We start from the raw sequence: 23,639 nt of genomic DNA on the forward strand, positions 1-23,639 counted from the left end.
ACGGCGGTGGACGGATGGGCGCAAGTCGCGCTTTGCCGTCCTTTTGCAGTAGACAGGGGTGGTGCCGGAACTTGTGCTGGGCCCGCTGCTGCGCCACGTGGACGCGGCCGCCGCGACCGTCTGGGTGGAGACCTCCGAGCCCTGCACGGTCCGCGTGCGGGCCGGCGACGCCTGCTCGGAGGAGCGCACCTTCACCGTGCACGGCCACCACTACGCCCTGCTCGACGTCGGCATCGAGGGCCCGGTGGCCTACGAGGTGGAGCTCGACGACCGGCGGGTGTGGCCGGAAGAGGGCCTGCCGCCCAGCGTGATCCACCCGCTGACCCGCCTCGACCGGCTGATCTTCGGCTCCTGCCGCACCAGCGTCCCGCACGAGGAGCCGTACGTCCGCACGCACGGCCCGGACGTCCTGCGGGCGTACGGCCTGCGCCTGATGGAGTCGCCGGACGCGCGGCCCGACCTGATCCTGCTGCTGGGCGACCAGGTGTACGCCGACGAGCTCACGCCGGACATGAAGGAGTTCATCGCCGGGCGCAGGGACGAAGGGCCCGAGGAGGTCGTCGACTTCGAGGAGTACGCCGAGCTGTACCGGCAGGCGTGGTCCGACCCTCCGGTCCGCTGGCTGATGGCCACGGTGCCCACCCTGATGATCTTCGATGACCACGACGTCAGGGACGACTGGAACACCTCGAACGTCTGGCGCGAGCAGATGGCCGAGGTGCCCTGGTGGGAGCGGCGCATCGTCTCCGCGCTCGGCTCGTACTACGTCTACCAGCACCTGGGCAACCTGCCCCCGGCCGAGCGGGCGGCCGATCCCGTGCTCGCCGCGCTGCGGGCGGGCGGCGGCGACGAGGCGCTGGACACCTTCGCCCGGCGGGCCGACAAGGAGCCCGACTCGGTGCGCTGGAGCTACCACAGGGACCTGGGCGGCACCCGGCTGATCGTGCTGGACAGCCGCAGCGCCCGGGTGCTGGAGCCGGGACGCCGGCGGATGCTCGACCCCGGGGAGTGGGACTGGTTCGACAAGCACGCCACCGGCGACTTCGACCACCTGCTCGTCGGGTCCTCGCTGCCGATCCTGCTGCCCGCGGGGATCCACCACGTGGAGAGCTGGAACGAGGCGGTCTGCGACGGCATCTGGGGCCGCAGGGCGGCGCGGTGGGGCGAGCGGGTGCGGCAGTTTCTCGACCTGGAGCACTGGGGGGCCTTCCGCCGGTCGTTCGAGGAACTCGCGCAGGTGGTGCTGGAGGTCGCCTCGGGCGGCCGGGGGAGGCCGCCCGCGACCGTCCTGCTGCTGTCGGGCGACGTCCACTACTCCTACATGGCGTCCGTGCGGCGCCGGGGCGGCGGGCGCGTCCACCAGGTCGTCTGCTCGCCGATCCGCAACCCGCTGAGCCGCACGCTGCGCTTCGCCAACATCGTGGCGTCGTTCGGGCTCGCGGGCGTGCTCGGCGGGGTGCTGGCCAGGGCCGGGGGCCTTCCCCGGCCGCCGTTGCGGTGGCGCATCAGCAAGGGACCCTGGTTCCCCAACATGATGACCGCCATCGACCTGGCGCCCGGGGAGGCCACGGTGACGTGGTTCACCGACACCGGCGATCAGGACGCGGTGCGGATCAGGCCCGAGCCTCCCGCAGCACCGCGCTGAGCTGGTCCACCGCCCAGGCCAGGTCGTCCCGGGAGACGACGAGGGGCGGCGCGAGGCGGATCGTCGAGCCGTGCGTGTCCTTGACGAGCACGCCGCGCCGCATGAGCGCCTCGCTGATCTCCCGTCCGGTGCCGAGCGAGGGGTCGATGTCGATGCCCGCCCACAGCCCGCGCCCGCGCACCGCCACCACGCCGGGGCCGAGGTCCGCCAGGCGGGCGTGCAGGAACGCGCCGAGCTCGCGGGCCCTGGCCTGGTACTCGCCGGTCCGCAGCAGCCCGACCACCGCGTCGCCGACGGCGCACGCCAGCGGGTTGCCGCCGAAGGTGGAGCCGTGCTGGCCGGGCCCGATCACGCCCATGACGTCGCTGTTCGCGACGACCGCGGAGACCGGGACCACGCCGCCGCCGAGGGCTTTGCCCAGGACGTACAGGTCGGGGACGACGCGCTCGTGGTCGCAGGCGAACGTGTCCCCGGTGCGGCCGAGGCCCGACTGGATCTCGTCGGCGACGAACAGCACGTTGTTGTCGGTGCAGATCTCCCGGACCGCGGCCAGGTAGCCGTCCGGCGGGACCAGCACGCCGGCCTCGCCCTGGACGGGCTCGAGCAGCACGGCCACCGTGTTCTCGTCGATCGCCTCCCTGACCGCCTCGGCGGAGCCGTACTTGACGATCCGGAAGCCGGGGGAGAAGGGGCCGAAGCCGTCCCGGGACTCGGGGTCGGTGGAGAAGCCCACGATGGTCGTGGTGCGGCCGTGGAAGTTGTCCTCCATCACGACGATGTTGGCCTGGTCGGGGGCGACGCCCTTGACCTCGTAGCCCCACTTGCGGGCGACCTTGACGGCGGTCTCGACGGCCTCCGCGCCGGTGTTCATCGGCAGGACCATGTCCTTGCCGCACAGCTCGGAAAGGCCGGTCACGAACGCGGCGAACCGATCGTGGTAGAACGCGCGGCTGGTCAGGGTCAGCCGGTCGAGCTGCTCGCGGGCCGCCGCGAGGATCGCGGGGTTGCCGTGGCCGAAGTTCAGCGAGGAGTAGCCGGCGAGGCAGTCGAGATACCGCTTGCCCTCCACATCGGTGACCCAGGCGCCCTCGGCCGAGCTGATCACGACGGGCAGCGGGTGGTAGTTGTGCGCGCTGTGGCTCTCGCTGAGCCGGATCAGTTCCTCGCTGTTCATCGAATCTCCCTGTTCGGCCGGATCTCGAGGGTGCAGCACTTGGGCCCGCCGCCGGCCTTGCGCAGCTCGCCGAGGTCCACCGGGACGACCTCGAAGCCACGGCGCTTGAGTTCCAGGATCAGCCCGGTCGCCTCGGCGTTGACGACGACGTTGCGGCCGTCGCTCACCGCGTTGAGGCCCAGCACCTCCGCGTCCGCGGACGTGGCGATCACGGCGTCGGGGAACAGCCGCCGCAGCACCTTCCTGCTGCCCTCGCTGAACGCCTCCGGATAGTACGCCACGTTGTGGCCGTCCAGCGGAAACAGGGCGGTGTCGAGGTGGTAGTACCTCGGGTCGACCAGGCGCAGCGTGACGACCGGCCGGCCGAGGAACTCCTGGGCCTCCATGTGCGCCGCCACGTCGGTGCGGAAGCCCGTCCCGGCCAGGATCATCTCGTCGAGCGTCAGGTAGTCGCCCTCGCCCTCGTTGGTGAAGGACGCCTCCAGTGTCTCGTATCCCCGTTCGAGGAACCACCGCAGGTAGGCGGGGCCCTCGGCGGCGCGTTCCGGGTGGGCGAACCTCGCTCCGTAGACCCGCCCGTCCACGACGAGCGCGCCGTTCGCGGCGAACACCATGTCCGGCAGGCCCTCGATCGGGTCGATCAGGCTGACGCGGTGGCCGAGCCCCTCGTACGCCTGCCGGAGGCTGTCCCACTGCCGCAACGCCCTGGCCGTGTCGGCGCCCTTCTCGGGATGCATCCACGGATTGATGGAATACGAGACCGTGAAGAACTCGGGCCGGCACATCAGGAAATGCCGGGCCGTACCCGTACGACCACTGTCCGTGGTCTCGGTGGCTGGCGCGAGTGTCATCGTCGACTCCAAGCGGGAAACCGGGTGAACGGGACTTCAGCGTAGGAATCGGAAGGCGACAATCCAATGCGCCCGCGTTGCGATCACCTGTGGATCGGTTGCGTCCTTCACCCGTTTTGCAGCGATCCGTTAATCAGCCGCGACAGCACGATCGAACTCTTGGTGCGCACCACGAACGGCTCGGCCGCCAGGCGTTCGATCACCCGCTCGACGTGCCGCACGTCGGTCGCGCGGATGTGCAGCAACGCGTCGGCCTCGCCGGTGACCGTGCAGGCGGAGACGACCTCCGGGTGCCGGGACACGGCCATGCCGATCTCCGCCGGTGAGGTCTTGCCCCGGCAGTACAGCTCGACGTACGCCTCGGTGGTCCAGCCGAGGGCCGACGGCTCCACCCGGGCGCTGAAGCCGGTGATCGCGCCGCTGGCGATGAGCCGGTCGACCCGCCTCTTCACGGCCGGAGCCGACAGCCCCACTTGAGCGCCTATCTCGGCGTACGTCGCCCGGGCGTCCTCGACAAGGGCCCGGATTATGGCGCGATCAAGCTCGTCCAACCTCACGTGGACCTGTATACAGCCGCCGGGCCCGGCATGCCCCGCCCCGGGCATGTGCCTGCGCCGCACCGGGCGTGCAGAGGGCGCGGGCACCCAGAGGGCGCGGGCACGCGGAGGACGCGGGCACGCGGAGGGCGCGAGCCCCCTCGCCGGGCCCGCGCCCTCTCTTCGACGGCGGGTCGTCAGGCCGCCGTCTCGCAGATCAGCTCGGCCGCCCTGGCCAGCAGATCCGTGTAGACGGTCGGGTCGTCGGCCTCGATGACCGGGAAGCCCACGCCGAAGTCGCCGTTGACCCAGCGTGCCCGCACGCCGGGATTGGCGACGTCGGTCCCGTCGTACAGGAACACGTGGGGGCTGCAGTCGACCCGGCCGTGCCGGGCCGTCTCGAACTGATCCATCACCGCCCGCCGGGCGCGGCCGTCGTCGAGCGCCTCGGCCAGCGCCTCGACGTCGACCGCCCCGGTGGAGGCCGCGACGTCGAGGATCTCGTGCCGCAGCGAGATGCACCGGCCCTCGGCCCAGAAGGCCCGGCGCAGCGCCAGATCGAGCTGTTCCGAGGCGTGCAGGCTCTGCGCCTTGGCCGCCTGCACGGCCTCCAGGGGCGGCAGCATCGTGACCGGGTAGGTCCAGTCGGGCCCCTGCCACAGCCGCCAGCCGGCGCCGGGGTCGAGCGCGCCGACCACCGACACCTCCGAGTCCACCCCGGGGCGCTCGTTCACCGTCCGGTTGAACAGCTCCAACGGGAAGCAGCGGTGGTCGAACCACAGCCGTCCCTCCAGGCCGAGCCGCCGGCGCGCCTCGTGCAGGCGGTAAACGGCCAGGTGGGCGAAGGAGCAGTTGAGGTCGGAGAAGACCACGATCGTGTCGGGCGAGTCGGGCAGCCGCGGATCTCTGTTCATCTCGAATCACCTCCGGTCGGTACGGCCGTCCGCTCGGGGAACAGCCGGCACAGCGCGGCGTAGAGCAGCGCCGCCGTGCAGAACGGCACCAGGCAGCTCAGGTCCACCCCGCCCGCCAGGCGGGCGAACGGGCCGGTGTAGATCGTGTTGTCCACGAACAGCAGCCCCAGGACCACCGCGGGGACGAACGCCCCCAGGGCCCGGAGGTTGAACCCGCCGGTGAACCAGTAGCCGCCCCGGTGGCCGGGCCGGGCGAAGCCGTACAGGTCCTCGGGGTGGTACCGGCCCCGCCGCAGGGCGAACCCGACCAGCATGATCGCGGTCCACGGCGAGACGAGGACGAGCAGGATCAGCACGAACGTCGAGATCGACTCGATGGCGTCGAAGACGATCGCCCCGACGTAGAGGGTGGCGACGCCGAGTGCCCACATCAGCCACGTCGCGGCGGCGCGGGGGATCCGCCACAGGATGGAATTGGCCGACAGCCCCGCCGCGTACAGGCACAGTGCCGCCTGCGGCAGCGTGCCGGCGAACCCGAAGGCGATCACCACGACCGTGAACCAACGGGGCACGGCGTCGGCCACCCCGAGGATCCAGGGCGCCGAGCCGTTCTTCAGCATCGTGGTGACGTAGGCGCCGCCGACGAGCGCGAGCGCGTTGCTCACGTACATCGCCGCGCCGTTGTACGCCACCGCCGCCCGGTCGCGGACCCCGGGCGACAGGTAGCGGCTGTAGTCGCCCTGGAACGTCGAGTACGACACCGGGAGCGTGGCGCTGAAGGACACGGCCAGCAGCCAGGTCCGCCAGAAGTCGCCCAGCGCGTACGGCCCGCCCGCGTACGCCGGGTCGAAACCGGGCAGCAGCACCACGACCAGCGCCAGCAGCACCAGCCCGCCGATCACCGTCATGACCTTGTACGTCGCCAGCAGCGCGCCGTATCCGTACACCGCGACCACCACGACGGCCAGTGCCATCAGCGGCATCGTGACGGCGAGCCCCGCCGGGCCGGCCGGGGTGCCGAGCACCCGCTGGCCGGCCGCGAGGATGGCCGTCGCGCCCGTCCACACCGCGATCGAGAAGAACCCGATCGCGACCACGATCGTGATGACGTTGGCGACGACCCGGCCGCGCACGCCGAAGTGGGCGCCGCTGGACACCGCGTCGTTCGCGCCGGTGCGCTTGCCGAACAGCACGAGCGGTGCGAACACCGCCGTGCCGATCAGCAGCCCCACCAGGATCGCGGTGACGGAGGCCGTCCAGCTCAGGCCGAAGCTCACCGGCACCGAGCCGAGCACCACCGTGCCGAACGAGAACTGGGCCGAGTGCCAGATCCACAGGAACTCGCGGGGCGAGGCGGTGCGCTCCCCGTCCGGGATCCGGTCGACGCCGTGCGCCTCCACCCGCGTGCTCTGCCCGCTGACCTGCCCGGTGACCTGGGCGGGCAGCTCGCGGGTGGTCACGGAGCACCCGCCTCGGGCCGGACGGCCTCGGCGTACGCCGCCGCCTCCGCCGCCGACCGAGGAGACGCGGCGTCCTCGGGCAGCAGCGTGACGCGCAGCGACCCGCACGGCGGGCCGGCCACCTGCCGGCCGGTGAGCAGGTCGAACGTGGAGTGGTGCAGCGGGCAGGTGATCCGCAGCGTCCGCCCGTTGAGGTAGCCGTAGCGCAGCCGCCCCCTGCGGTGGGGACACTCCGCCTGGGTCAGCACCCGCCTGCCCGCCACCTCGATGAGCAGGAGGTCGGGCGCGATCTGGCGCAGCGAGACAGACCCACCCGGGTTGTCGGTCATGCGGGCACCTTCCTCGCCCTGTCCACCGCCGCCTCCGTGGCCTCCGCGATGACGGCGCTGGTCAGCGTGACGCCGGCCCACACCTTCGCCAGGTCGACCTCGCGGTGCTCGCCCAGCGCCCGTATCGCGGTCTGCATCTGCTTGGAGTGGAAGCTGTCGATGTACAAATGTTCTGTGTAGTACCGGTCGTTGCTGATGCCGAGCCGTTTCGCCGCGGCCGCGAAGGGCTTGAAGGCGTACAGCACGCTGGCCTCGAAGTAGGCGTACGCGCCGAGGAAGTACTCCGGCGCCGGCGCCCGGTCGGCCAGCCAGTGGAACAGGTTGACGTACGCGAAGCTGGCGTCCCCGGCCAGGTCCACGTAGTGCTCCAGGTCGGCGGGCATGCCCAGCTCGGTCACCAGGTCGCGGTAGAGCCGCGAGTGCTCCATGTCGTCGTTGCCGCAGCCGAACTCGTCGATGAGCACGCGCAGCACGGCCATGCGCGCCTTCGACGGCAGGCGCCGCAGGATCCCGAGGTGGGACTGCGACTCCACCAGGCCGTCGACGGCGAACTCCGCGACCACCGTCTTGAACTGGTCGAGGGTGGCCTCCTCCGCGAGGAACCGCTCGTCGCCGGAGGGGTTGGCCTGTTCCTTGGCCAGCAGGTCGTGGAGCGCGTCGATCAGCTCGATGCGGAACCCGAAGCGGGGAGCGCGCTCCTCGTGCTCGGCGGCGAGACGCACCACCCAGTCGCGCTCGATCTCGCACAGCTCGGCGTACCTCTCGGGAGTGAGGACCGAGCGGTTGTAGACGTAGAGCCGCTTCTGGGCGGAGTCTCCGGGCCGGACCTCCAACATCCCGCTCACCCCGCTTCCTCGACGACCGCGTCGGTGTCGATGACCCCGCGGCGGTGCAGTTCCTTCTTCAGGTGCCGGTACCAGTCGTCGTTGAACAGGCCGTACCGCTCACAGGTCGCGTCGATCTCGCGCTGCCGTCGCTCGGACGGCTGGGCGAGCATGGCGTTGGCGAGGCCGGGCTCCAGGTTGGCCAGGGGACCGATGAACCCGGCGACCCCGCCGGGCCCCGTCACCTCGTGCAGGAGGTTCTCCCAGCCCTCGAACACCGGGATCTCGGGGACCGCGGCGACGAGCTTCCTGGTGAACTCTGCCGACCCGCTGGACTCCTTGATGCCGACGACGCCGGGCAGGGCGCAGACGCGCACCAGGGTGTCCAGTTCGATCTGGTTGCCCGACAGGGCCTTCTCGTTGTAGACGAACAGCGGGACCGGCACGGCCTCCCGGATCGCCCGGTAGTGCTCGTAGATCTCCTCCTGCGTGAGGTCCGGTGAGAAGGGGGTGGTGACGGCGATCGCCGCCACGCCGAGGGCCTGGGCCTCCTTCGCTCTGGCGATCACCTCCTCGGTGGTCGGCGACTGCACGCCGGCCAGGACGGGCAGCCCGTCCGCGTGGCGGACGGTGTACGCGACCACCTCGTGCCACTGCCGATCCGACAGCTTCCATCCCTCGCCGGTGGACAGGGCGGGCATCAGCCCGGTGACCTCGCTCCTGAGGGACTCGACGAGCCGTCGTACGCTCGGCTCGGACACCTCGCCCGCCTCGGTCAGGGGCGTGACCATGGGGACGATCGTCCCCGAGTGCTTTGCTGGATACACGGGTCACCTCACAGGTCGTCGACGTCGACTCGCAGGGCCAAGGACCGCTCGTAGAGCCGCTCCAGCGGCGCCGGGAACACCGGTTCGTCATCGGCCGGCTTCGCCGGCTCCACCGGCCGGACCGGGAGGTCGGGGCGCAGGCTCAGCCGGGGGCTGGCCGTGACCACGACCGTGTCGCGGCGCATCGCCATCGCCACGAGCAGCCGCTCGTGCAGCGGAAGGTCCGACAGCGCCCCGGCCTCGAGGGCGAGGCGCAGGTCCTGCTCGTCGTAGCCGATGCGGTCGATGGCCATGTCGGAGTGGAGGTTGTCCATGAACGGGTAGTACTCGTCCTGCGCCTCGCGGGGGTATCGCCAGACCAGGTCGTCGCACCGCCCGACGTGCTCCAGGCTCATCAGGACGTGGCCGCCGGACAGGCGCTCGGTGAAGAAGCGCTTGCACCCCCGCCGGACGTCGTCGTCGCGGCTGTGCATGCCCATGAACAGGGCGGCGTCGAGGAAGGGCTTATCGCTCATAGCCGAGCAGCACCTCACGCATCCGGTGCATGGCGCAGGCGAAGGTGCCGGGCCGGCGGGCGAGGGCTACGCGGATGTAGCGCTCGCCCTTCGCCGGGTCGTTCCAGTAGAAGTACGTGCCGGGCAGCACGTAGATCTCGTCCTCCAGCAGCCGCTGCTGCAGCTCGCTCGCGGTGAGGTCCTCCGGCTTGATGCGGAACCACGCGACGCTCGTGTTCACCACGGGCTCGACGTACTCGAGGATCGTGCCCTCGACGGCCTTGACGGCCATCGCCCGGTTGTCGGTGATGACGTCGCGCACCGAGGCGAAGTTGTCCTCGATGGAGTCCTCGACGTACTGGGTGAGGAAGTTGAGGACGAACGGCGAGACGTTCAGCAGGACGGCCGTCTGGATGTTGTAGACCTCCTCCTTGATGTCGTCGCTGACTGTCAGCATCGCGCACTTGGCGTCCTGCACCGGCCAGGTCTTGCCGGTGTCCTCCAGCGCCATGTACGAGACGCCCGACTCCTCCAGCAGCTCGTAGATGTCGATGCGCCCGATCTTCTCGTCGCACAGCGCGAACGACGCGAAGCACAGGTCGAGCATCAGCAGCTTGCCGTGGTCCTTGCAGTAGCGGATGACCTCGCGGAATCCGTCCATCCCGTACTGCAGGAGGCTGAACCCGGTCGGATTGTTTGGGTCGACCAGATAGAGCGCGTCTGTTTCCAGCGTGCTCAGGTTCGCGTAAATGCGGGCCGGATCGGCGAGCGACTCCTCCGGCAGCGCGGTGAGTTCGACCTGCATGTGCTTGAGCAGGTCGACGAGATTGTCGAAGCACGGCTCGATGAGACCGACCGACATGTTCCGCTGCATCAGGTACATGGCGGCGACCATTGTGGAGACGCTGGCCGAATACGACAGCCAGGTTTTGCCGGCGGCCGCCGCGGTGGGCTGCCTGTGCAGCCGGAAGAAGGCGTCGATGAATCGGCGCTCGAAATACGCCTGCTGGTTTTCCTCGGCCTCGTACCACAGGTCGGGGAGCCGGGAGACGATCTTGTCCTGGCCGGCGGACTGACGCTGGTGGGTGTGTGCGTCGGCGAGGTTCCACCGGGTCTTCAGGGCCTGGATCTCGTGCTGGGTGAGGTCGACGAACCCGGTCACGTCCGGCGTTCCGGACGCGCTGAGCGGCGTCTCTTCGATTTCCGAACCGACATTGTTCATGACAGATCCCTTCACTGGTGCGGAACATGGAGTAGCGCAAGAGTGGTGCGGGAAGACATGCGTCGGAGGCGGCGGTTTCGCCGCGAGCTCCTTCTTACGGAGAAGCAGGGAGGAACGTCACTCCCGTTTTGCCCGCGATGGGCGATGCAATAAAAGGTACGTCTCACTTACGGCGGAGTCAACGGGTGAGACGGGAAATGCTTCTTTCCGGATTTCCGGAATGGTCCGGCTTTCGCGTCACCGGACGCTGACCCTGGGTAATCAAAATTCGCATCGATTATCCCAGGAATGGGGATCGTCCATAAAGAATCGGCGCGCGTCGACGTCCCGGCGCGCGCCGATGAAAGAGCCGGTCGCGTGCTGCGCCGGCGGGCCACGCGGGTCCGCCGGCGTTCTGTGCCCCTGGGAAAGGGCTGTTCTGTGTTACCGGGGGGAGGGCTTCGGTCAGGCGGCGGCGCGCTTGAGGATGTCCTCGAACACGCTCGGATCGTCGGAGGAGACGACGGGCCAGCCGATGCCGTACGAACCCACCCAGCCGACCTCGATTCCGGGGTTGGCGTGGTCGGTGCCGTCCGGCAGGAACAGGTGCGGGCTGCAGTTCACCCGGTCGGTCGCCGCGATGGCGGCCTGTTCGGACAGCGTCCTGCGGGCCCGGCCGTCGTCGAGTGCGGCCGCCAGGGCGTCCACGTCCACCACGCCGGTGGACGCGGCGGCGTCCAGGATGACCTTGCGATGGCTGATGCACCGCGACTCGGCCCAGAATGCCTTCCGCAGCGCCAGGTCGAGCTGTTCCGACGCCGCGAACCCCTGCTCCTTGGCCGCCTGGACGGCCTCCAGCGCGGGCAGCGTGGTGGACGGGTAGAGCCAGTCCTTCGCCTGCCACAGCTGCCACCCCGCGTCGGGCTCCAGCGCGGCCATCCGGCCCACCTCGCTGTCGGTCCCCGGCCGGGGACTGGGCGCGTCGTTGAGCAGTTCCAGGGGGAAGGCGCGGTGGTCGAACCGGACCCGGTCGGTCAGGCCCAGCCGTTCCCGGGTCCTGTGGAGCCGGTGCACGGCTATGTGCGCGAAGGAGCACCAGATATCCGAGAAGATGATGATGGTGCCGGGCTCCGGGGTCAGTGTCGTCGTCATCGACGTTCTCCTTGTGTCGTGCCTCGTATCGCTCAGGCCGCGCCGGCGCTGAGCGTGGCCCCCTCGTGCTTGGCGAGCACGGCCTCCACCAGCACGTCCTCGTCCGGCAGCCACGGCGTCATGGAGGGCACCTCGCGCAGCGTCTTCACGAGCGTCTCGGTGCCCTCCACGACGGTGGCGCCGTGTGAGCTGAGGATGTGCCGGGGGGCGAGCCGGAGCAGGTCGTCCAGCACGGTGTCGAACTTGGCCGGGTCGGCCAGTGCGGTCCAGGGGGCGTTGGCCCTGGTGAACAGGGCCATCCCGGCGAGGTAGTCGCTCTCCGGGATGTCCTGGGCGTCCTCCGCCAGTGTCGGCAGGATCGCGCCGAAGCTGTCCGCGCTGAACAGCGAACGGGTGGCGTGATCATAGAGGGCCAGCGTCGAAGGGGAGTCGTAGGCGGGCGGGCGCAGCAGGGAGACGATCCTGCCCCCGAGGTCGAGCGTGCGGCCGGGGTTCACCTGCAGGACACGGTTCGGGGGCACGTCCCACTCCTCGCCGAGCCGCGCGACGGCCAGGCCGTTCGTGATGACCTTGGCCTGCGGCGCCGCCATGAGGACTTCCTTGAGGTTGCCCGCGTGGTCCCTGTCGTCGTGCGTGAGCACAATCCAGCGCAGGTCGGCCGGGTCGACCAGGGACCACAGGGCCTGTTCGAAGTAGCCGCGGTCGATCGCCATGCCGGTGTCGACGAGGATCGGCTGCGGGCCGCGGATCAGGTAGGCGTTCACCGGCAGCAGGCCGGCGCCGGTGATGGGGAGGGACGACGGCAGCGTGGTGACGCCGGGTGTCGCCTCGTAGGGGCTGCGCAGATAGGAGGTCATGGAGGGGGGTCCTTTCCGCGGTGGGTTGACTCAGGTGAGCTGGACGAGCACCGAGCCGACGATGAGCAGGGCGAGACCGGACAGGCGCGGCGCGGTGAGCGGGCGGCGGGGCAGCCGGAGGAAGCCGTAGTTGTCGATCACGGCCGAGGCGACCTGCTGGCCGGTCACGGTCAGCGCCACGGTGGTGGCGGCGCCGATCGTGGGGATGAGCGTGAAGGTCGCGGTGACGTACGCCGCGGCGCAGGCGCCGCCGAGCCAGCCCCACCAGGGCATCGTGCGCAGCCCGCCGAGCTGCGGCCGGGGGGTGCGGCGCGTCGCCAGCAGGACGAGCAGAACCACGGCGATGGTGATCGTGGCCACGATGAAGCTGATCATCGCGGTGGTCACCGGCTCGTGGATGTCCTTGCGCAGCGCGGCGTTGACCGCCCCCTGCACCGGCAGGACGGCGCCGGCCACGATGCCCAGCAGGATCCAGCCGCCCTGGCCGAGGCCGCCGCTCCGGCGTACGGCCGCCGCCGTCGCGGCCGGGGCGGTGACGGTGGCCGTCCCGCCACGGGCGGGAGTGCCGGGAGCGCCGCCGGGCGCCGGTCCCGCCGCGGGCGGCGACTGCGCCGGGCGCTGTCCCCGGATGATGACCGTGATGCCGGCGAGGACCGCGAGCGCGCCGAGCGCGATGCCGACGCTGAGCGGCTTGCGCGCGATGCCGAACAGGCCGAACAGGTCCAGCCCCAGCGACGCGAACATCTGACCGGTCACGAACAGGCCCGCCGCGGCCAGCGCGCCGAGGCGGGGGAAGAGCAGGATCCCGCTGGTGATGTAGAGCGGGCTGGCCAGACCCCCGAGCAGGTGCCAGAAGGGCACGCCGGGCACGAGGCGGACGGCGCCGATCGCTCCGACCGCGACCGCGAGGAGCGCCAGCAGGGCCGTCGCCACGCCCAGTTGCAGGGTCGAGGCGCCGTACGGCGTCCCCACGGCCTTGTTGAGCTGGAGATTCACCGAGGCTTGCACTGCCAGTAAGCAGCCGACCAGCAGTGCCGAGGCGAGGAACAGGGCATGCATCGCGATCCCTCTTCTAGAGAACCGGATTTCCGAGAAGCCGGACCAGAACCGGACATGGTGTCCGGATGAGCGTAAGGCAAAAGTGGACGCTCTGTCCACATCGTTCCGCCGGGGGGCTACCATGTCCTCATGAACAACGGGTTTATGGATCCCGGCGGGAACCGGAGGAACGGCCGCGTTCCGTCGGAGGGGACCATGTCGGCCGGCATCGGCCGGGAACTGCCCGTGCTCGACCTCGAACCGGGCCGCCCGGCGCCGGTGCGGGAACGGGCGGACGCCGCGCGCAACCGCATGCGCGTACTGAAGGCGGCCGAACAGCTCTTCGCGACGAGGGACGCGCGGCACGTCACCATGGACGAGATCGCCAAGGCGGCGGGAGTGGGGCGGGCCACGCTCTACCGGCGCTATCCGGACCCCGCCTCGATCGCGACGGCCCTCCTGGACGAGCACGAGCGGCAGGTGCAGGGACACATCCTGAACGGCCCGCCGCCGCTCGGGCCGGGGGCCTCACCGGCCGACCGGCTGGCCGCGTTCCACATCGCCATGATCGACCTGCTGGAGCGTCACCTGCACCTCGTGCTGGGAGCCGAGACCGGGAGCGCGCGTTTCGGCACCGGCGCCTACCGCTTCTGGCGCGCGCACGTGCGGATGCTGCTGACCGAGGCGCGAGTGCCGGACCCGGAGGGAGTGGCGGACGCCGTGCTGGCGCCGCTCGCGCCCGAGGTCTACCAGTTCCAGCGGCACACCCTGGGCCTGTCGCAGGCCCGCGTCACCGAGGCGTTGGTGTGGAGCGCTCGCCGGCTCGCGGGCGGCTGAGCGATCCGGGCTCGGGGCGCGGGCAGTAGCCGCCCACTCCGCGCTCCAGCAGGTCGAAGGCGCGCTCGGCGTGCTCCCTGATGTCCGCCCTGATCGGCGCCGGATCCTCGCCGGCCATCTGCCGGATCGCGAAGTGGCGAGTCAGCGCGCGGACGGCGGCGCAGATCTGCGCCGACACCAGCCAGGGGGTCAGGTCGTCGGGATCGGCGTCGGTCTCCTCGGCGAGCGTGCGGGCGAGCCGATCCTCCCGGTTGACGTCCAGCATGCGCACCCGCGACTGGAGTGCCACGCTCTCCCTGACCCGCTGCACGAACAGGTCCGCGCCCTCGTTCATCCCGTAACGCCAGTCGCCGGCGTCGAGGGCCTCGAAGAAGTCGCGGCGCACCGCCTCGACCGCACTCTCGCCCGCGCGGCGCTCGCGCACGACCCGGGCCAGCAGGTCCTCGGTCTCCTCGCTGCGGTCGAGGAACAGGTCCTCCTTGGTGCGGAAGTAGTTGAAGACGGTGTTGACCGACACGTCGGCGGCTCTGGCCACCTCGGCCACCGTGACGTTGTCGAACCCCCGTTGCAGGAACAACCCCATCGCGATGTCGGCGATGCGCTGCCGGGTCTCCCGCTTCTTCCGCTCCCGCAGGCCCTCTTCCACGCTCCGATTGTAAGGGCGAGCACAATCTTTAAGTGACTCCAAATTTGGTGTTACTCTACTCGCCATGATTCACGCCAGAGGGCTCACCAAGACCTTCGGCCCGACCGAGGCCGTGCGGGGGATCGACCTCGACGTCTCCGCAGGGGAGATCGTCGGCTTCCTCGGACCGAACGGCGCGGGCAAGACCACCACGCTGCGCATGCTGACCACGCTGCTGCGCCCGACCTCCGGGACCGCCACGGTCGCGGGCGCCGACCTGTTCGCCGACCCCGCGGGCGTACGCCGCCGCATCGGCTACGTCGCCCAGGGCGGCGCGTTCGCCCCGTTCTCCCCCGTGGGGGAGGAGCTCGTGCTCCAGGCCCGCCTGTACGGCATGGGCAGGGCCCAGGCCCGCGAGCGGGTGACCACCCTGCTCGCCGAGCTGGACCTGCCCGGAGTCGAGGAGCGTACGAGCGTGTCGCTGTCGGGCGGCCAGAAGCGCCGTCTCGACATCGCGATGGGCCTGCTCCACCGGCCCGAGCTGCTCTTCCTCGACGAGCCGACGACCGGGCTCGACCCGCAGAGCCGCGCCAACCTGTGGGACCACGTGCGCCGGCTGCGCGAGCAGGAGGGACTGACGGTCTTCCTCACGACCCACTACCTGGAAGAGGCCGACGCGCTCTGCGACCGCATCCTGATCATCGACCACGGCCGGCTCGTCGCCCAGAGGACTCCGGACGAGCTGAAGTCCGAGCACGGCGCGCGGACGCTCGACGAGGTCTTCCTCGCCGTCACCGGCCGCGAGCTGCGCGAGGGGGCCGCCGCATGACCGCTCTCGCCGTCCTGACCGGCCACTACCTGCGTGTTTCCTTCGGCAACAAGTTCAGCCTGGTCTTCAGCGCCCTGCAGCCGTTCCTCTACCTCGTGCTGTTCGGCCCGCTGTTCGACCGCAGCGGCGTGGGTTCCTGGGCCGTCCTCGTGCCCGGCCTGCTGGTGCAGCTCGGATTGACGAGCGCGGGAATGGCGGGCTTCACCATCGTTTTCGACCAGCGGTTCGGCGTGCTCGAACGGCTGCGGGTCACGCCGGTGAGCCGGGTGACGCTGCTGCTCGGCCGGGTGCTCAGGGACAGCGTCGTGCTGCTGGTGCAGGCGACGGCGATCATCGTGGCCGCGTACGCGCTGGGCCTGCGGGCGCCGGTCGCGGGGGTGCTGGCGGCGCTGCTGCTGACCACCGTGCTGTCGGTCGGCATGGCGTCGCTGTCGTACACGGCGGCGCTCACGATGCGGCAGGAGCTGTTCGCGCCCGTGATGTCCACCGTGGTGGTCCCGCTGATGCTGCTGTCGGGCGCGCTGCTGCCGATGTCGCTCGCCCCCGCATGGCTCGACGTGGTGTCGCGGCTCACGCCGTTCCGGTACGCGGTCGAGGGGTTGCGCGCGCTTTTCGCCGGTTCCTACGCGTCGTCCGCATTGTTGTGGGGGGTCGTCGTGTCCCTGGCCTTCGCCGTCCTGGGCGTTACCCTGGGCACCAGGCGTTTCCAAAGGGAAAACGCCTGATCAGGGCTAGGAAAAGGCATTCGAAGTTGATACCGGTTTGCGGGCGCCGCCGGGCACGGAGACGGTCACAATGGGTGGCGTGGCGGACGTCAACTTCACCCTCGTCCAGCTGCGTTACTTCGTAACCGCGGCCGAGCTCGGCAGCATGACCGCGGCCAGCAGAGAACTCATGGTGGCGCAGTCGGCGATCTCGGCCGCCATCGCCCAAGTGGAGCGGGAGCTGGGCGTCCAGCTCCTGATCCGCCACCACGCCCGCGGCCTGTCGCTGACCCGCGCGGGCGAGCGCTTCCTCGTCGAGGCCAGGGAGTTCCTGTCCCACGCCGCGGCGCTCGCCCAGTCGGCGCGCGGCCTCGCGGGATCGCTGACCGGTGAGCTCGCCGTCGGCTGCCTGACCACGCTCGCGCCGTTCTACCTGTCCCGGCTGCTGCGCGAGTTCGCCGAGAAGTACCCCGGGGTGCGGGTCAGCGTCGCGGAGGGCGAGATCTCCGCCATGGAGTCGGCCCTGCTCGACGGGCGATGCGAGGTCGCCCTCGTCTACGCCATCGACCTCGCCCTCGACCTCGACATCCGGACGCTCACCCGGGCCAGGCCGTACGCGTTGCTGCCGCCGGAGCATCCCCTGGCCGGGGCGGAGACGGTGTCGCTGACGGACCTGGCGGCCGAGCCGATGATCCTGCTGGACCTGCCGCGCAGCCGCGACTACTTCCGGGCCATCTACCCCACCGAGCCGCGCGTGCGGTTCCGCACGTCGAGCTACGAGACGGCGCGCTCGCTGGTGGCGGGCGGGCACGGCTACTCGATACTCAACCAGCGGGCCGACAACGACCAGACCTACGACGGCGGCCGGGTCGCGTGCGTCCCGATCAGCGACGACGTGCCCGCGCTCGACGTCGTGCTCGCCTCGGTGCGCGGTGTGCGGCCCACCGCCCGGGCGGTCGCCTTCGCCGAGACCTGCCAGGCGTTCTTCTCCAGGAGGTAGTTCACCCGAGGTCGGCGAGCAACTCCTCCAGGAACGCGCCGGTCTGCGTGGCCGGCCGGGCGTCCACACAAACCGCGTTCATCACCTGCGTGTACGCCTCGGTGTCCTCGGGCTTGTCCAGATAGAGCGCGCTGGTGAGCTGCTCCAGGTAGACGACGTCGGGCAGTTCGGGCGCTTCGAAGCGCAGGATCGTGAAAGGCCCCCCGCACGCGGCGTGCCCGCCGTGGTCGAACGGCACGATCTGCAGCGTGATGTTCGGCTGCTTCGTCACCTCGATGAGGTGTTCCAGCTGGGCCCGCATCACCTTCCGGCCGCCGATAGGGCGGCGCAGCGCCCCCTCGTCCATCACGGCCCACAGGGTCGCCGCCTCGGGCCCGGTCAGCCGCTCCTGCCGGCGCATCCGCAGGTCCACACGCCGGTCGACGTCGTCGGCGGCCCGCCCCGCTGTGCTCCGCAGGACGAGGGCCCGCGCGTACTCGGGCGTCTGCAGCAGCGTCGGCACGAACTGCAGCTCGTAGCAGCGGATGACGGACGCCGCCTCCTCCAGCCCGACGTAGAACTCGAACCAGCCCGGCAGCACGTCGCTGTACTTGTGCCACCAGCCGGGGATGTTCGCCTGCCGCGCCAGGTCGAGCAGCACGGCCCGGTCGTCGGCGTCGGTGATGCCGTAGAGGGTGAGCAGGTCGGCGACGTCCCGCTCCTTGAAGCCGACCCGGCCGAGCTCGAGCCTGCTGATCTTGGCGTGCGACCCGCGGATGGCACGGGCCGCCTTCTCGGGGGTGATGCCGCTCTCCCGGCGCAGCCGCCTGAGCTGGGCCCCGAGCAGAAGCCGCAGGGCCGTCGGGCCGCCGCGGGCGGTCCCGACCGGTACGGGGGCGGTGTGGCCCGCCTGTGCGTTCACGATCGCTCCATCGGCGGCGCTCCCGGAAGAATTCCTGGTGAACCAATCGGATTGATCATCCTACCGGACCGTGGTGAGGCCGTCTTTTCTGGGAACTTCCACGGAAAGTCGGGGGACGCGCGACATTTGCACGTGCACGCGTGCTTGCATCCGCAAGGCACAGGGCAAGATACACGACGGCAGGGAAATTCACATCATGTAATGAGTGAGACCTGAGGGATCGGCGATGACAGCAGACCTGGCGGGCCCGGGAGCCGCGACAGCGCCTCCGTGGTTGACCTCGATGTTCGAGCGCGACGACGTCGCCGGCTTGTCCCTGCCTCCGTCGGCCACGTGTACCTTTCATGGGCGCACCACGTCCGCCGCCGCGGCACGTGATTTCACCGCCAGGACGTTGTGCGGCTGGGGCGTCCCCGGCCTCGTGCCGGACGCGCAGATCGTGGTGTCCGAGTTGGTGACCAACGCGCTGCGGCACGTTCCCGGCGACCCCGCGGACGCTCCGCCGATCCGCCTGAGGCTGGTGAAGCACCGGTTTCATATCGGCTGCGGCGTGAGCGACGCCAGCGAGAGGGTGCCCGCGGTCTCGCCCGGGAACGACCTGTCGGAGTCGGGCCGGGGGCTGCATCTGGTCGAGGCGCTGACCGCGGCGTGGGGATGGATCCTCACCCGCGGCGGAGGCAAGGTGGTCTGGGCGCTGTTCGACGCCTCGCCCGCCTCCTGACGGCCCGCCTTTCGGGGTCGGCTTTCGTGGTCAGCCGAGCCGCGACAGGGCGGCGCGGGAGGGCGCCGAGGGCAGGAGACAGCGGGTGACCGGCTCCAGGTCCGTACGGCACGGCGGCCGGGTGAGCGACTCGACCGTGCGGCCGTCCACCGTGCCGTAAGGACGGATGTGCCAGGGTGTCTCGCCTCGGTTCAGGACGTGAAGGCCCGAGGAACTCGCCGGGCGGGCCGGAGACGTGGGGCTCGGTCAGCCCTGCTCGGCCTCGCCGGTGACCTGCTCGGCGGCCTCCTCGGGCGACTGCTCCAGATCCTGCTCGGCCTGGGCCTGCGCGGAGGCCTTGTCCAGCCGGACCCAGCTCGTGATGCTCTCGACCGCGAACAGCACGAGCAGGTACGCCGTGAGGACGGCCGCCACGGGGGTCAGCCATCCGGCGGCGGCGGCCACGCCCAGGACCAGCAGGCGGACCTCCCAGCCCAGCCCCGCCTGGTACAGCCAGGCGGGCGGCCAGATGCCCTGCCGGGTGCGGTAGACGGTGTCGTACGTGTGGTAGCCGATCACGTAGATCAGCACGAACAGCAGCCACTTGGGCGTGTCCTCGGCCAGCCCGAGCAGGATGATCGTCAGGAACTCGGCCGCACGCAGCAGCGGGGGAGTGAGCCAGTCGAAGCGGCCCAGGTGGTCGCGGCCGGCGGTGGGCAGGACCAGCACGAGCAGCACGGCGACGGGCACGAGCAGGACCGGGCCGTCGGTGAGGGCGCCGGCGACGGCCAGCGCCACGATCGCGATCAGCGCCACCACGGTCGCGGGCACGGGCGGCAGCAGCCGGCCCAGGGAGCCCTTCAGCGCGGTGGCGAGCGGGCCGTCGTCGCGGTAGGCGAGCAGGCGCGCGGTCTGGACCCGGCGGCGCTCCTCGTCCGGGTCGGGAAGCGGCGTGATGGTCTGCGGCTGGGTGATCATGCGAGCGACCTCAGGAGACGTCCGGTGAGGGTGTAGGTGGCCGCGATGCCGCCCCAGACGATCAGCGTGAGGAACGTCACCCGGGGGTTGAAGAACGCGGCGGTGATCGCGATCGCGGCGAAACGCTCGCCGATGGGGAACACGATCATCTTGCGGGCCCAGTGGACCGGGCGGAACTTGCCGGCCTTGGTCCACAGCTTCAGCAGCCCGCGCACGCCGGTGCTCCGGCTCGCCCTGCGCTGCTCCAGCGCCTCCCGCAGCGGACGGTCGTCGGCGACCGTCAGGTCCAGCGTGGGCAGCGGCACGGGCGCCTTGCGCCGGTTGGCCGCACCGAACGAGAAGTCCAGCAGATGCTTGACCGACTGGAGGGCCAGCGCGACCAGCGCCAGCGTCCACACGCCCTCGCCGTCGCCGAACTGCCCGGACACCGTCGCGCCGACCGCCAGGCCGACGAAGACGGCGTACTCCTTGAACCGGTCGAACGTGGCGTCCAGCCAGGCGCCGAGCACGCCGAACTTGCGCGCGTAGCGGGCGACCTGGCCGTCCACGCAGTCGAAGACGAACGCGAAGTAGATGAGCACCCCGCCGGCCACCGCCCCCCAGCGGGTGCCGGTGGCGAACGCGCCGGCCGACAGCAGGCCGAGGGCGATGGAGATCAGCGTCACCTGGTTGGGCGTGAGCCCGCGGCGGGCCGCCCAGCGGGCGATGAAGCGCGAGTAGGTGCTGACGAAGAACGTGGTGAAGAAGCCGTCGGCGCCCTTCACGGCGTTGTCCAGCCGGGCCCGGTCCTCGTTGTACCCAGCCATCTCCGCCAGCGCCTCGTCGGCCTCGGCCTGGCTGCGGACGCGGCGGAAGAACAGGTCGCGGCGGCCCCGCCGGCCCACCGACACGCCGCGCCGGACCAGGCCGAGCACGAGAAGCTCGGTCACGTCGTCCTCGGGGCCGAACAGGTGGGCCATGTCCGCCAGCTCGCGGGCGACCTCGGCGAGGGTCTGCAGGTGCCGCTGGTGGAGGTGGAGCGGGCCGAGCAGCGCCGCGTTCGGCCGGGTCACCGCGTGGTAGGCGGTGCCGACCGAGATGATCCGGCTCCGGCCGATGCGGGTGCGCTGGGGGAGCCCCTCGATGACCTTGTCGCCGATCTCGGGCTCCGCCTCCTCGATCGGCACCTCCTCCTCCGGAGGCTCGTTCTCGTCCTGCTCCTGCCGCTCCTGCCGGACGACCAGTGCGATGGCCCCCCGTTTGGCCTTGGTGATCTGGTAGATCAGCTCGTCGTGCACCAGCGAGTCGGCCGGCAGGATCAGCAGGTTCTCCTCGGCGCCCTCGACCGCGTCGGCCAGCGCGCGCAGGTCGCCGGCGACGTCACGGCTCTCCACCACCCGGCCGTACGGCCTGTGGTAGGCGGCGGCGTCCCCCGGCCGGGCGATGGTCGTCGGCTCGGGGTCCAGAGCGGCGGCCTGCGCGAGCAGCCTGTCGTACGCGGAGGGGGCCCCCGGCAGCGATCTCAGCGTGATGGCCGCGGGCAGGGCGGGCTGACCGCCGTGCGGCGGGGGACTGATCGGGCCGGGCGGGGCGCCCAGCAGGACCACGCGGGTCATGGCAACCTTTCACGCAACGGGGGGAGATCAGGCCCTCAGGCTTGACCGGCGCGGGGAAGTCCGCCGGAAGCCAAAGCTTAGTGACCTTTCGGTTGAACCGATGCACCCCAGGTTTACCGTACGGCCCCTTTATGTACAGCTTGAGAAGGGTTCGTCGCCTGGCATCGTCGCCGGATCATTACCGAATTTTCACCATTCATGCCCCTCAACGGGGCGAATGACCGTCTGCCGGGGCGGCCGCCCGCGCGCACCCATACGATGGCGGGGTGAGCCTCTACCGGGACGAGGGCGTCGTGCTGCGCACCCAGAAGCTGGGTGAGGCCGACCGCATCATCACGCTCCTCACCCGGCGTACCGGCAAGGTCCGCGGCGTGGCCAAGGGCGTGCGCAGGACCATGTCGCGCTTCGGCGCGCGGCTGGAGCCGTTCTCCCACGTCGACCTGCAACTCCACAGCGGCAGGTCACTCGACGTGGTCACCCAGGTCGAGACCCTGCATCCGTACGGCGAGGCGATCGTGGCCGACTACGCCAGGTACACCGCGGGGAGCGCGATGCTGGAGACGGCCGACCGGCTGACGGTGGGGGAGAAGGAGCCGGCGCTGCGGCAGTTCCTGCTGCTGGTCGGCGGACTGCGCACGCTCGCCGAGGGCGGTCACGAGGCCCGGCTGGTGCTCGACGCGTTCTTCCTGCGCTCGCTGGCCGTCGCGGGCTACGCCCCCGCGCTGTCGGAGTGCGCGCGGTGCGGCGCGGAGGCCGTGCGCGCCTTCGCCATCGTCGCCGGCGGCGTCGTGTGCGGCGCGTGCCGCCCGGCCGGCGCCGCGGTGCCCGCCGCGGAGACGATCGCGCTGATGATCGCCCTGCTGCGCGGCGACTGGACGGCCGCCGACGCCTCCGAGCCCCGGCACCGCGCCGAGTGCAGCGGCCTGGTCGCCGCATACCTGCAGTGGCACCTGGAGCACGGCATCCGCTCGCTGCGTCACGTGGAACGGGAGTGGCCGGGTCAGATGACCGCAAGCGAAGCGAGGATCATCTGATCGGCCTTGCGGGGGTCCGGGGGTCGTCCCCCGGTGTCGGCGGGTCAGATGACCGCAAGCGAAGCGAGGATCATCTGACCGGCCTTGCGGAGGTCCGGGGGTCGTCTCCCGGGTCAACAGGTCCGGGGGCGTTTCCGGTGGCGTCGGCGTGATGCGAGGGGACGCACGGAACGCGCACGGTATCCGCACCGGATCCGCACGTCTCCCGCGCCTGAGGACCGGTCTGGACGCAATACCCTCGGTACATGGTCCGTCCTCCCACTCCGCACCCGTCCGGTGCCACCCCGCCCGCCATCCCGCGCGACCTGCTGCCGCGACACGTGGCGATCGTCATGGACGGCAACGGCCGCTGGGCCAAGGCGCGTGGGTTGCCCAGGACCGAGGGGCACAAGATGGGCGAGGCGTCGCTGTTCGACGTCATCGAGGGCGCCGTCGAGATCGGCATCCCCTACCTGTCGGCGTACGCCTTCTCCACGGAGAACTGGAGGCGCTCGCCTGACGAGGTGCGCTTCCTCATGGGGTTCAACCGCGACGTCATCCGCCGGCGGCGCGACCAGCTCAACGCGATGGGCGTGCGGGTGCGCTGGGCCGGACGTCCCGGGCGGCTCTGGAAGAGCGTGATCAAGGAGCTTGAGGACGCCGAGCGGATGACGGTCGGCAACAGCACGCTGACCCTCCAGTTCTGCGTGAACTACGGCGGCCGCGCGGAGATCGTGGACGCGGCCGTGCGGCTCGCCCGCGACATCGCCGCGGGCCGGGTCAAGGCCGACAAGGTCTCGGAGAAGACCTTCGCCCGCTATCTGGACGAGCCGGAGATCCCGGACGTGGACCTGTTCCTGCGATCGTCCGGCGAGCAGCGCACCTCCAACTTCCTGCTGTGGCAGTCCGCGTACGCCGAGATGGTCTTCCTGAACCAGCTGTGGCCCGACTTCGACCGGCGCGACCTGTGGCAGGCGTGCGAGATCTACGCCAAGCGCGACCGCAGGTATGGCGGGGCCGTTCCGAACGAGGCGGCCCAGAACTCCGTCACGGCGCGGCACTGAGACACGGCGCGCACTGAGACACGGCGCGCACTGAGTCACGGTGCGGCACTGAGAACAGCGCGGCGCTGAGTCACGGCGCCGGCGGGCCACC

The 23,639-nt window shown here is 70.8% G+C and carries 25 protein-coding genes; 8 read left to right on the forward strand and 17 right to left on the reverse strand.

Features of this window, described 5'->3' with window-relative positions; genetic code table 11:
* Nucleotides 1-61 precede the first annotated feature (61 nt).
* Nucleotides 62-1,645, forward strand: coding sequence for an alkaline phosphatase D family protein (locus FH610_RS34840; protein WP_139579501.1), 1,584 nt, complete (start codon nucleotides 62-64; stop codon nucleotides 1,643-1,645).
* On the opposite strand, the gene rocD is transcribed toward FH610_RS34840, so the two are convergent.
* The 13 genes from rocD to FH610_RS34905 all read right to left on the reverse strand — a co-directional run bounded on the left by rocD (nucleotide 1,614) and on the right by FH610_RS34905 (nucleotide 13,323).
* A complete protein-coding gene (gene rocD / locus FH610_RS34845; protein ID WP_139579502.1) occupies nucleotides 1,614-2,819 on the reverse strand; it encodes an ornithine--oxo-acid transaminase in 1,206 nt (401 codons plus the stop codon). The two genes, FH610_RS34840 and rocD, sit on opposite strands and share 32 nt — an antisense overlap.
* Nucleotides 2,816-3,670, reverse strand: a complete 855-nt coding sequence (gene ddaH, locus FH610_RS34850) for a dimethylargininase (protein WP_139579503.1) — start codon at nucleotides 3,668-3,670, stop codon at nucleotides 2,816-2,818. The genes rocD and ddaH overlap by 4 nt, the downstream gene beginning before the upstream one ends.
* A 107-nt stretch (nucleotides 3,671-3,777) precedes the next feature.
* Nucleotides 3,778-4,227, reverse strand: a complete 450-nt coding sequence (locus tag FH610_RS34855; RefSeq protein WP_030506266.1) for an Lrp/AsnC family transcriptional regulator — start codon at nucleotides 4,225-4,227, stop codon at nucleotides 3,778-3,780.
* A 176-nt stretch (nucleotides 4,228-4,403) separates the two neighbouring features.
* Complete coding sequence (locus tag FH610_RS34860; RefSeq protein ID WP_139579504.1) at nucleotides 4,404-5,120, reverse strand: DsbA family oxidoreductase; 717 nt, start codon at nucleotides 5,118-5,120, stop codon at nucleotides 4,404-4,406.
* Nucleotides 5,117-6,580 (reverse strand): purine-cytosine permease family protein, encoded by a 1,464-nt coding sequence (locus tag FH610_RS34865; protein ID WP_205826283.1) that lies wholly within the window; start codon nucleotides 6,578-6,580, stop codon nucleotides 5,117-5,119. The genes FH610_RS34860 and FH610_RS34865 overlap by 4 nt, the downstream gene beginning before the upstream one ends.
* Nucleotides 6,577-6,909, reverse strand: a complete 333-nt coding sequence (locus tag FH610_RS34870) for a Rieske (2Fe-2S) protein (RefSeq protein WP_139579505.1) — start codon at nucleotides 6,907-6,909, stop codon at nucleotides 6,577-6,579. The genes FH610_RS34865 and FH610_RS34870 overlap by 4 nt, the downstream gene beginning before the upstream one ends.
* Nucleotides 6,906-7,745, reverse strand: coding sequence for an iron-containing redox enzyme family protein (locus FH610_RS34875; protein WP_139579571.1), 840 nt, complete (start codon nucleotides 7,743-7,745; stop codon nucleotides 6,906-6,908). The genes FH610_RS34870 and FH610_RS34875 overlap by 4 nt, the downstream gene beginning before the upstream one ends.
* Before the next feature lie 5 nt (nucleotides 7,746-7,750).
* Nucleotides 7,751-8,560 (reverse strand): dihydrodipicolinate synthase family protein, encoded by an 810-nt coding sequence (locus FH610_RS34880; RefSeq protein ID WP_276607724.1) that lies wholly within the window; start codon nucleotides 8,558-8,560, stop codon nucleotides 7,751-7,753.
* Between the two features lie 8 nt (nucleotides 8,561-8,568).
* Nucleotides 8,569-9,075: a DUF6190 family protein gene (locus tag FH610_RS34885; protein ID WP_139579507.1), complete on the reverse strand. Its 507-nt coding sequence runs from the start codon at nucleotides 9,073-9,075 to the stop codon at nucleotides 8,569-8,571.
* Nucleotides 9,065-10,276, reverse strand: coding sequence for an aminotransferase class I/II-fold pyridoxal phosphate-dependent enzyme (locus tag FH610_RS34890; RefSeq protein ID WP_205826285.1), 1,212 nt, complete (start codon nucleotides 10,274-10,276; stop codon nucleotides 9,065-9,067). Before FH610_RS34890 ends, FH610_RS34885 begins: the two co-directional genes overlap by 11 nt.
* Nucleotides 10,277-10,720: 444 nt before the next feature.
* On the reverse strand, nucleotides 10,721-11,407 hold the full coding sequence (locus FH610_RS34895; protein ID WP_139579508.1) for a DsbA family oxidoreductase: 687 nt from the start codon (nucleotides 11,405-11,407) through the stop codon (nucleotides 10,721-10,723).
* A gap of 32 nt (nucleotides 11,408-11,439) precedes the next feature.
* Nucleotides 11,440-12,264 (reverse strand): MBL fold metallo-hydrolase, encoded by an 825-nt coding sequence (locus tag FH610_RS34900; protein WP_139579509.1) that lies wholly within the window; start codon nucleotides 12,262-12,264, stop codon nucleotides 11,440-11,442.
* Between the two features lie 30 nt (nucleotides 12,265-12,294).
* Nucleotides 12,295-13,323: a DMT family transporter gene (locus FH610_RS34905; RefSeq protein ID WP_139579510.1), complete on the reverse strand. Its 1,029-nt coding sequence runs from the start codon at nucleotides 13,321-13,323 to the stop codon at nucleotides 12,295-12,297.
* A gap of 129 nt (nucleotides 13,324-13,452) precedes the next feature.
* Here FH610_RS34905 and FH610_RS34910 point away from each other — a divergent pair, with 129 nt between their 5' ends.
* On the forward strand, nucleotides 13,453-14,139 hold the full coding sequence (locus FH610_RS34910) for a TetR/AcrR family transcriptional regulator (RefSeq protein WP_240809381.1): 687 nt from the start codon (nucleotides 13,453-13,455) through the stop codon (nucleotides 14,137-14,139).
* On the opposite strand, the gene FH610_RS34915 is transcribed toward FH610_RS34910, so the two are convergent.
* Nucleotides 14,093-14,785, reverse strand: coding sequence for a TetR/AcrR family transcriptional regulator (locus FH610_RS34915; protein WP_139579511.1), 693 nt, complete (start codon nucleotides 14,783-14,785; stop codon nucleotides 14,093-14,095). The two genes, FH610_RS34910 and FH610_RS34915, sit on opposite strands and share 47 nt — an antisense overlap.
* Before the next feature lie 64 nt (nucleotides 14,786-14,849).
* Here FH610_RS34915 and FH610_RS34920 point away from each other — a divergent pair, with 64 nt between their 5' ends.
* From FH610_RS34920 to FH610_RS34930, 3 genes are all read left to right on the forward strand, one after another.
* Nucleotides 14,850-15,593, forward strand: a complete 744-nt coding sequence (locus tag FH610_RS34920; RefSeq protein WP_139579512.1) for an ABC transporter ATP-binding protein — start codon at nucleotides 14,850-14,852, stop codon at nucleotides 15,591-15,593.
* Nucleotides 15,590-16,318: an ABC transporter permease gene (locus FH610_RS34925; protein ID WP_139579513.1), complete on the forward strand. Its 729-nt coding sequence runs from the start codon at nucleotides 15,590-15,592 to the stop codon at nucleotides 16,316-16,318. Before FH610_RS34920 ends, FH610_RS34925 begins: the two co-directional genes overlap by 4 nt.
* 70 nt (nucleotides 16,319-16,388) lie before the next feature.
* Nucleotides 16,389-17,297, forward strand: a complete 909-nt coding sequence (locus FH610_RS34930) for a LysR substrate-binding domain-containing protein (RefSeq protein ID WP_139579514.1) — start codon at nucleotides 16,389-16,391, stop codon at nucleotides 17,295-17,297.
* A 1-nt stretch (nucleotide 17,298) separates the two neighbouring features.
* Here the strand turns inward: FH610_RS34930 and FH610_RS34935 are convergent, their stop codons facing one another.
* Nucleotides 17,299-18,198 (reverse strand): helix-turn-helix domain-containing protein, encoded by a 900-nt coding sequence (locus FH610_RS34935; RefSeq protein ID WP_139579515.1) that lies wholly within the window; start codon nucleotides 18,196-18,198, stop codon nucleotides 17,299-17,301.
* A gap of 226 nt (nucleotides 18,199-18,424) precedes the next feature.
* Between FH610_RS34935 and FH610_RS34940 the strand changes: the two genes are divergently transcribed.
* Nucleotides 18,425-18,919, forward strand: a complete 495-nt coding sequence (locus tag FH610_RS34940; protein WP_139579516.1) for an ATP-binding protein — start codon at nucleotides 18,425-18,427, stop codon at nucleotides 18,917-18,919.
* 246 nt (nucleotides 18,920-19,165) lie between these two features.
* Here the strand turns inward: FH610_RS34940 and FH610_RS45365 are convergent, their stop codons facing one another.
* A complete protein-coding gene (locus tag FH610_RS45365) occupies nucleotides 19,166-19,876 on the reverse strand; it encodes a DUF5941 domain-containing protein (RefSeq protein ID WP_139579517.1) in 711 nt (236 codons plus the stop codon).
* Entirely contained in the window at nucleotides 19,873-21,471 is a 1,599-nt protein-coding gene (locus tag FH610_RS45370) for a CDP-alcohol phosphatidyltransferase family protein (protein WP_139579518.1), read from the reverse strand. Before FH610_RS45370 ends, FH610_RS45365 begins: the two co-directional genes overlap by 4 nt.
* A gap of 266 nt (nucleotides 21,472-21,737) precedes the next feature.
* Between FH610_RS45370 and recO the strand changes: the two genes are divergently transcribed.
* Nucleotides 21,738-22,505 (forward strand): DNA repair protein RecO, encoded by a 768-nt coding sequence (recO, locus tag FH610_RS34955; RefSeq protein ID WP_139579519.1) that lies wholly within the window; start codon nucleotides 21,738-21,740, stop codon nucleotides 22,503-22,505.
* 245 nt (nucleotides 22,506-22,750) lie between these two features.
* The gene (locus FH610_RS34960) at nucleotides 22,751-23,548 is read left to right on the forward strand and encodes an isoprenyl transferase (protein WP_139579520.1); all 798 of its coding nucleotides are present in this window, start codon (nucleotides 22,751-22,753) and stop codon (nucleotides 23,546-23,548) included.
* The last annotated feature ends 91 nt before the right edge of the window (nucleotides 23,549-23,639 follow it).

The organism is Microbispora catharanthi (genome assembly GCF_006334915.2).
Classification (GTDB): domain Bacteria; phylum Actinomycetota; class Actinomycetes; order Streptosporangiales; family Streptosporangiaceae; genus Microbispora; species Microbispora catharanthi.

What these genes read in the sequence shown, in the direction of transcription:
- rocD (WP_139579502.1), bottom strand. Translation starts at nt 2,819, where the DNA reads ATGAACAGCGAGGAACTGATCCGGCTCAGCGAGAGCCACAGCGCGCAC.
- ddaH (WP_139579503.1), bottom strand. Translation starts at nt 3,670, where the DNA reads ATGACACTCGCGCCAGCCACCGAGACCACGGACAGTGGTCGTACGGGT.
- FH610_RS34860 (WP_139579504.1), bottom strand. Translation starts at nt 5,120, where the DNA reads ATGAACAGAGATCCGCGGCTGCCCGACTCGCCCGACACGATCGTGGTC.
- FH610_RS34870 (WP_139579505.1), bottom strand. Translation starts at nt 6,909, where the DNA reads ATGACCGACAACCCGGGTGGGTCTGTCTCGCTGCGCCAGATCGCGCCC.
- FH610_RS34875 (WP_139579571.1), bottom strand. Translation starts at nt 7,745, where the DNA reads ATGTTGGAGGTCCGGCCCGGAGACTCCGCCCAGAAGCGGCTCTACGTC.
- FH610_RS34885 (WP_139579507.1), bottom strand. Translation starts at nt 9,075, where the DNA reads ATGAGCGATAAGCCCTTCCTCGACGCCGCCCTGTTCATGGGCATGCAC.
- FH610_RS34890 (WP_205826285.1), bottom strand. Translation starts at nt 10,276, where the DNA reads ATGAACAATGTCGGTTCGGAAATCGAAGAGACGCCGCTCAGCGCGTCC.
- FH610_RS34895 (WP_139579508.1), bottom strand. Translation starts at nt 11,407, where the DNA reads ATGACGACGACACTGACCCCGGAGCCCGGCACCATCATCATCTTCTCG.
- FH610_RS34900 (WP_139579509.1), bottom strand. Translation starts at nt 12,264, where the DNA reads ATGACCTCCTATCTGCGCAGCCCCTACGAGGCGACACCCGGCGTCACC.
- FH610_RS34905 (WP_139579510.1), bottom strand. Translation starts at nt 13,323, where the DNA reads ATGCATGCCCTGTTCCTCGCCTCGGCACTGCTGGTCGGCTGCTTACTG.
- FH610_RS34910 (WP_240809381.1), top strand. Translation starts at nt 13,453, where the DNA reads ATGAACAACGGGTTTATGGATCCCGGCGGGAACCGGAGGAACGGCCGC.
- FH610_RS34920 (WP_139579512.1), top strand. Translation starts at nt 14,850, where the DNA reads ATGATTCACGCCAGAGGGCTCACCAAGACCTTCGGCCCGACCGAGGCC.
- FH610_RS34925 (WP_139579513.1), top strand. Translation starts at nt 15,590, where the DNA reads ATGACCGCTCTCGCCGTCCTGACCGGCCACTACCTGCGTGTTTCCTTC.
- FH610_RS34930 (WP_139579514.1), top strand. Translation starts at nt 16,389, where the DNA reads ATGGGTGGCGTGGCGGACGTCAACTTCACCCTCGTCCAGCTGCGTTAC.
- FH610_RS34940 (WP_139579516.1), top strand. Translation starts at nt 18,425, where the DNA reads ATGACAGCAGACCTGGCGGGCCCGGGAGCCGCGACAGCGCCTCCGTGG.
- FH610_RS45365 (WP_139579517.1), bottom strand. Translation starts at nt 19,876, where the DNA reads ATGATCACCCAGCCGCAGACCATCACGCCGCTTCCCGACCCGGACGAG.
- FH610_RS45370 (WP_139579518.1), bottom strand. Translation starts at nt 21,471, where the DNA reads ATGACCCGCGTGGTCCTGCTGGGCGCCCCGCCCGGCCCGATCAGTCCC.
- FH610_RS34960 (WP_139579520.1), top strand. Translation starts at nt 22,751, where the DNA reads ATGGTCCGTCCTCCCACTCCGCACCCGTCCGGTGCCACCCCGCCCGCC.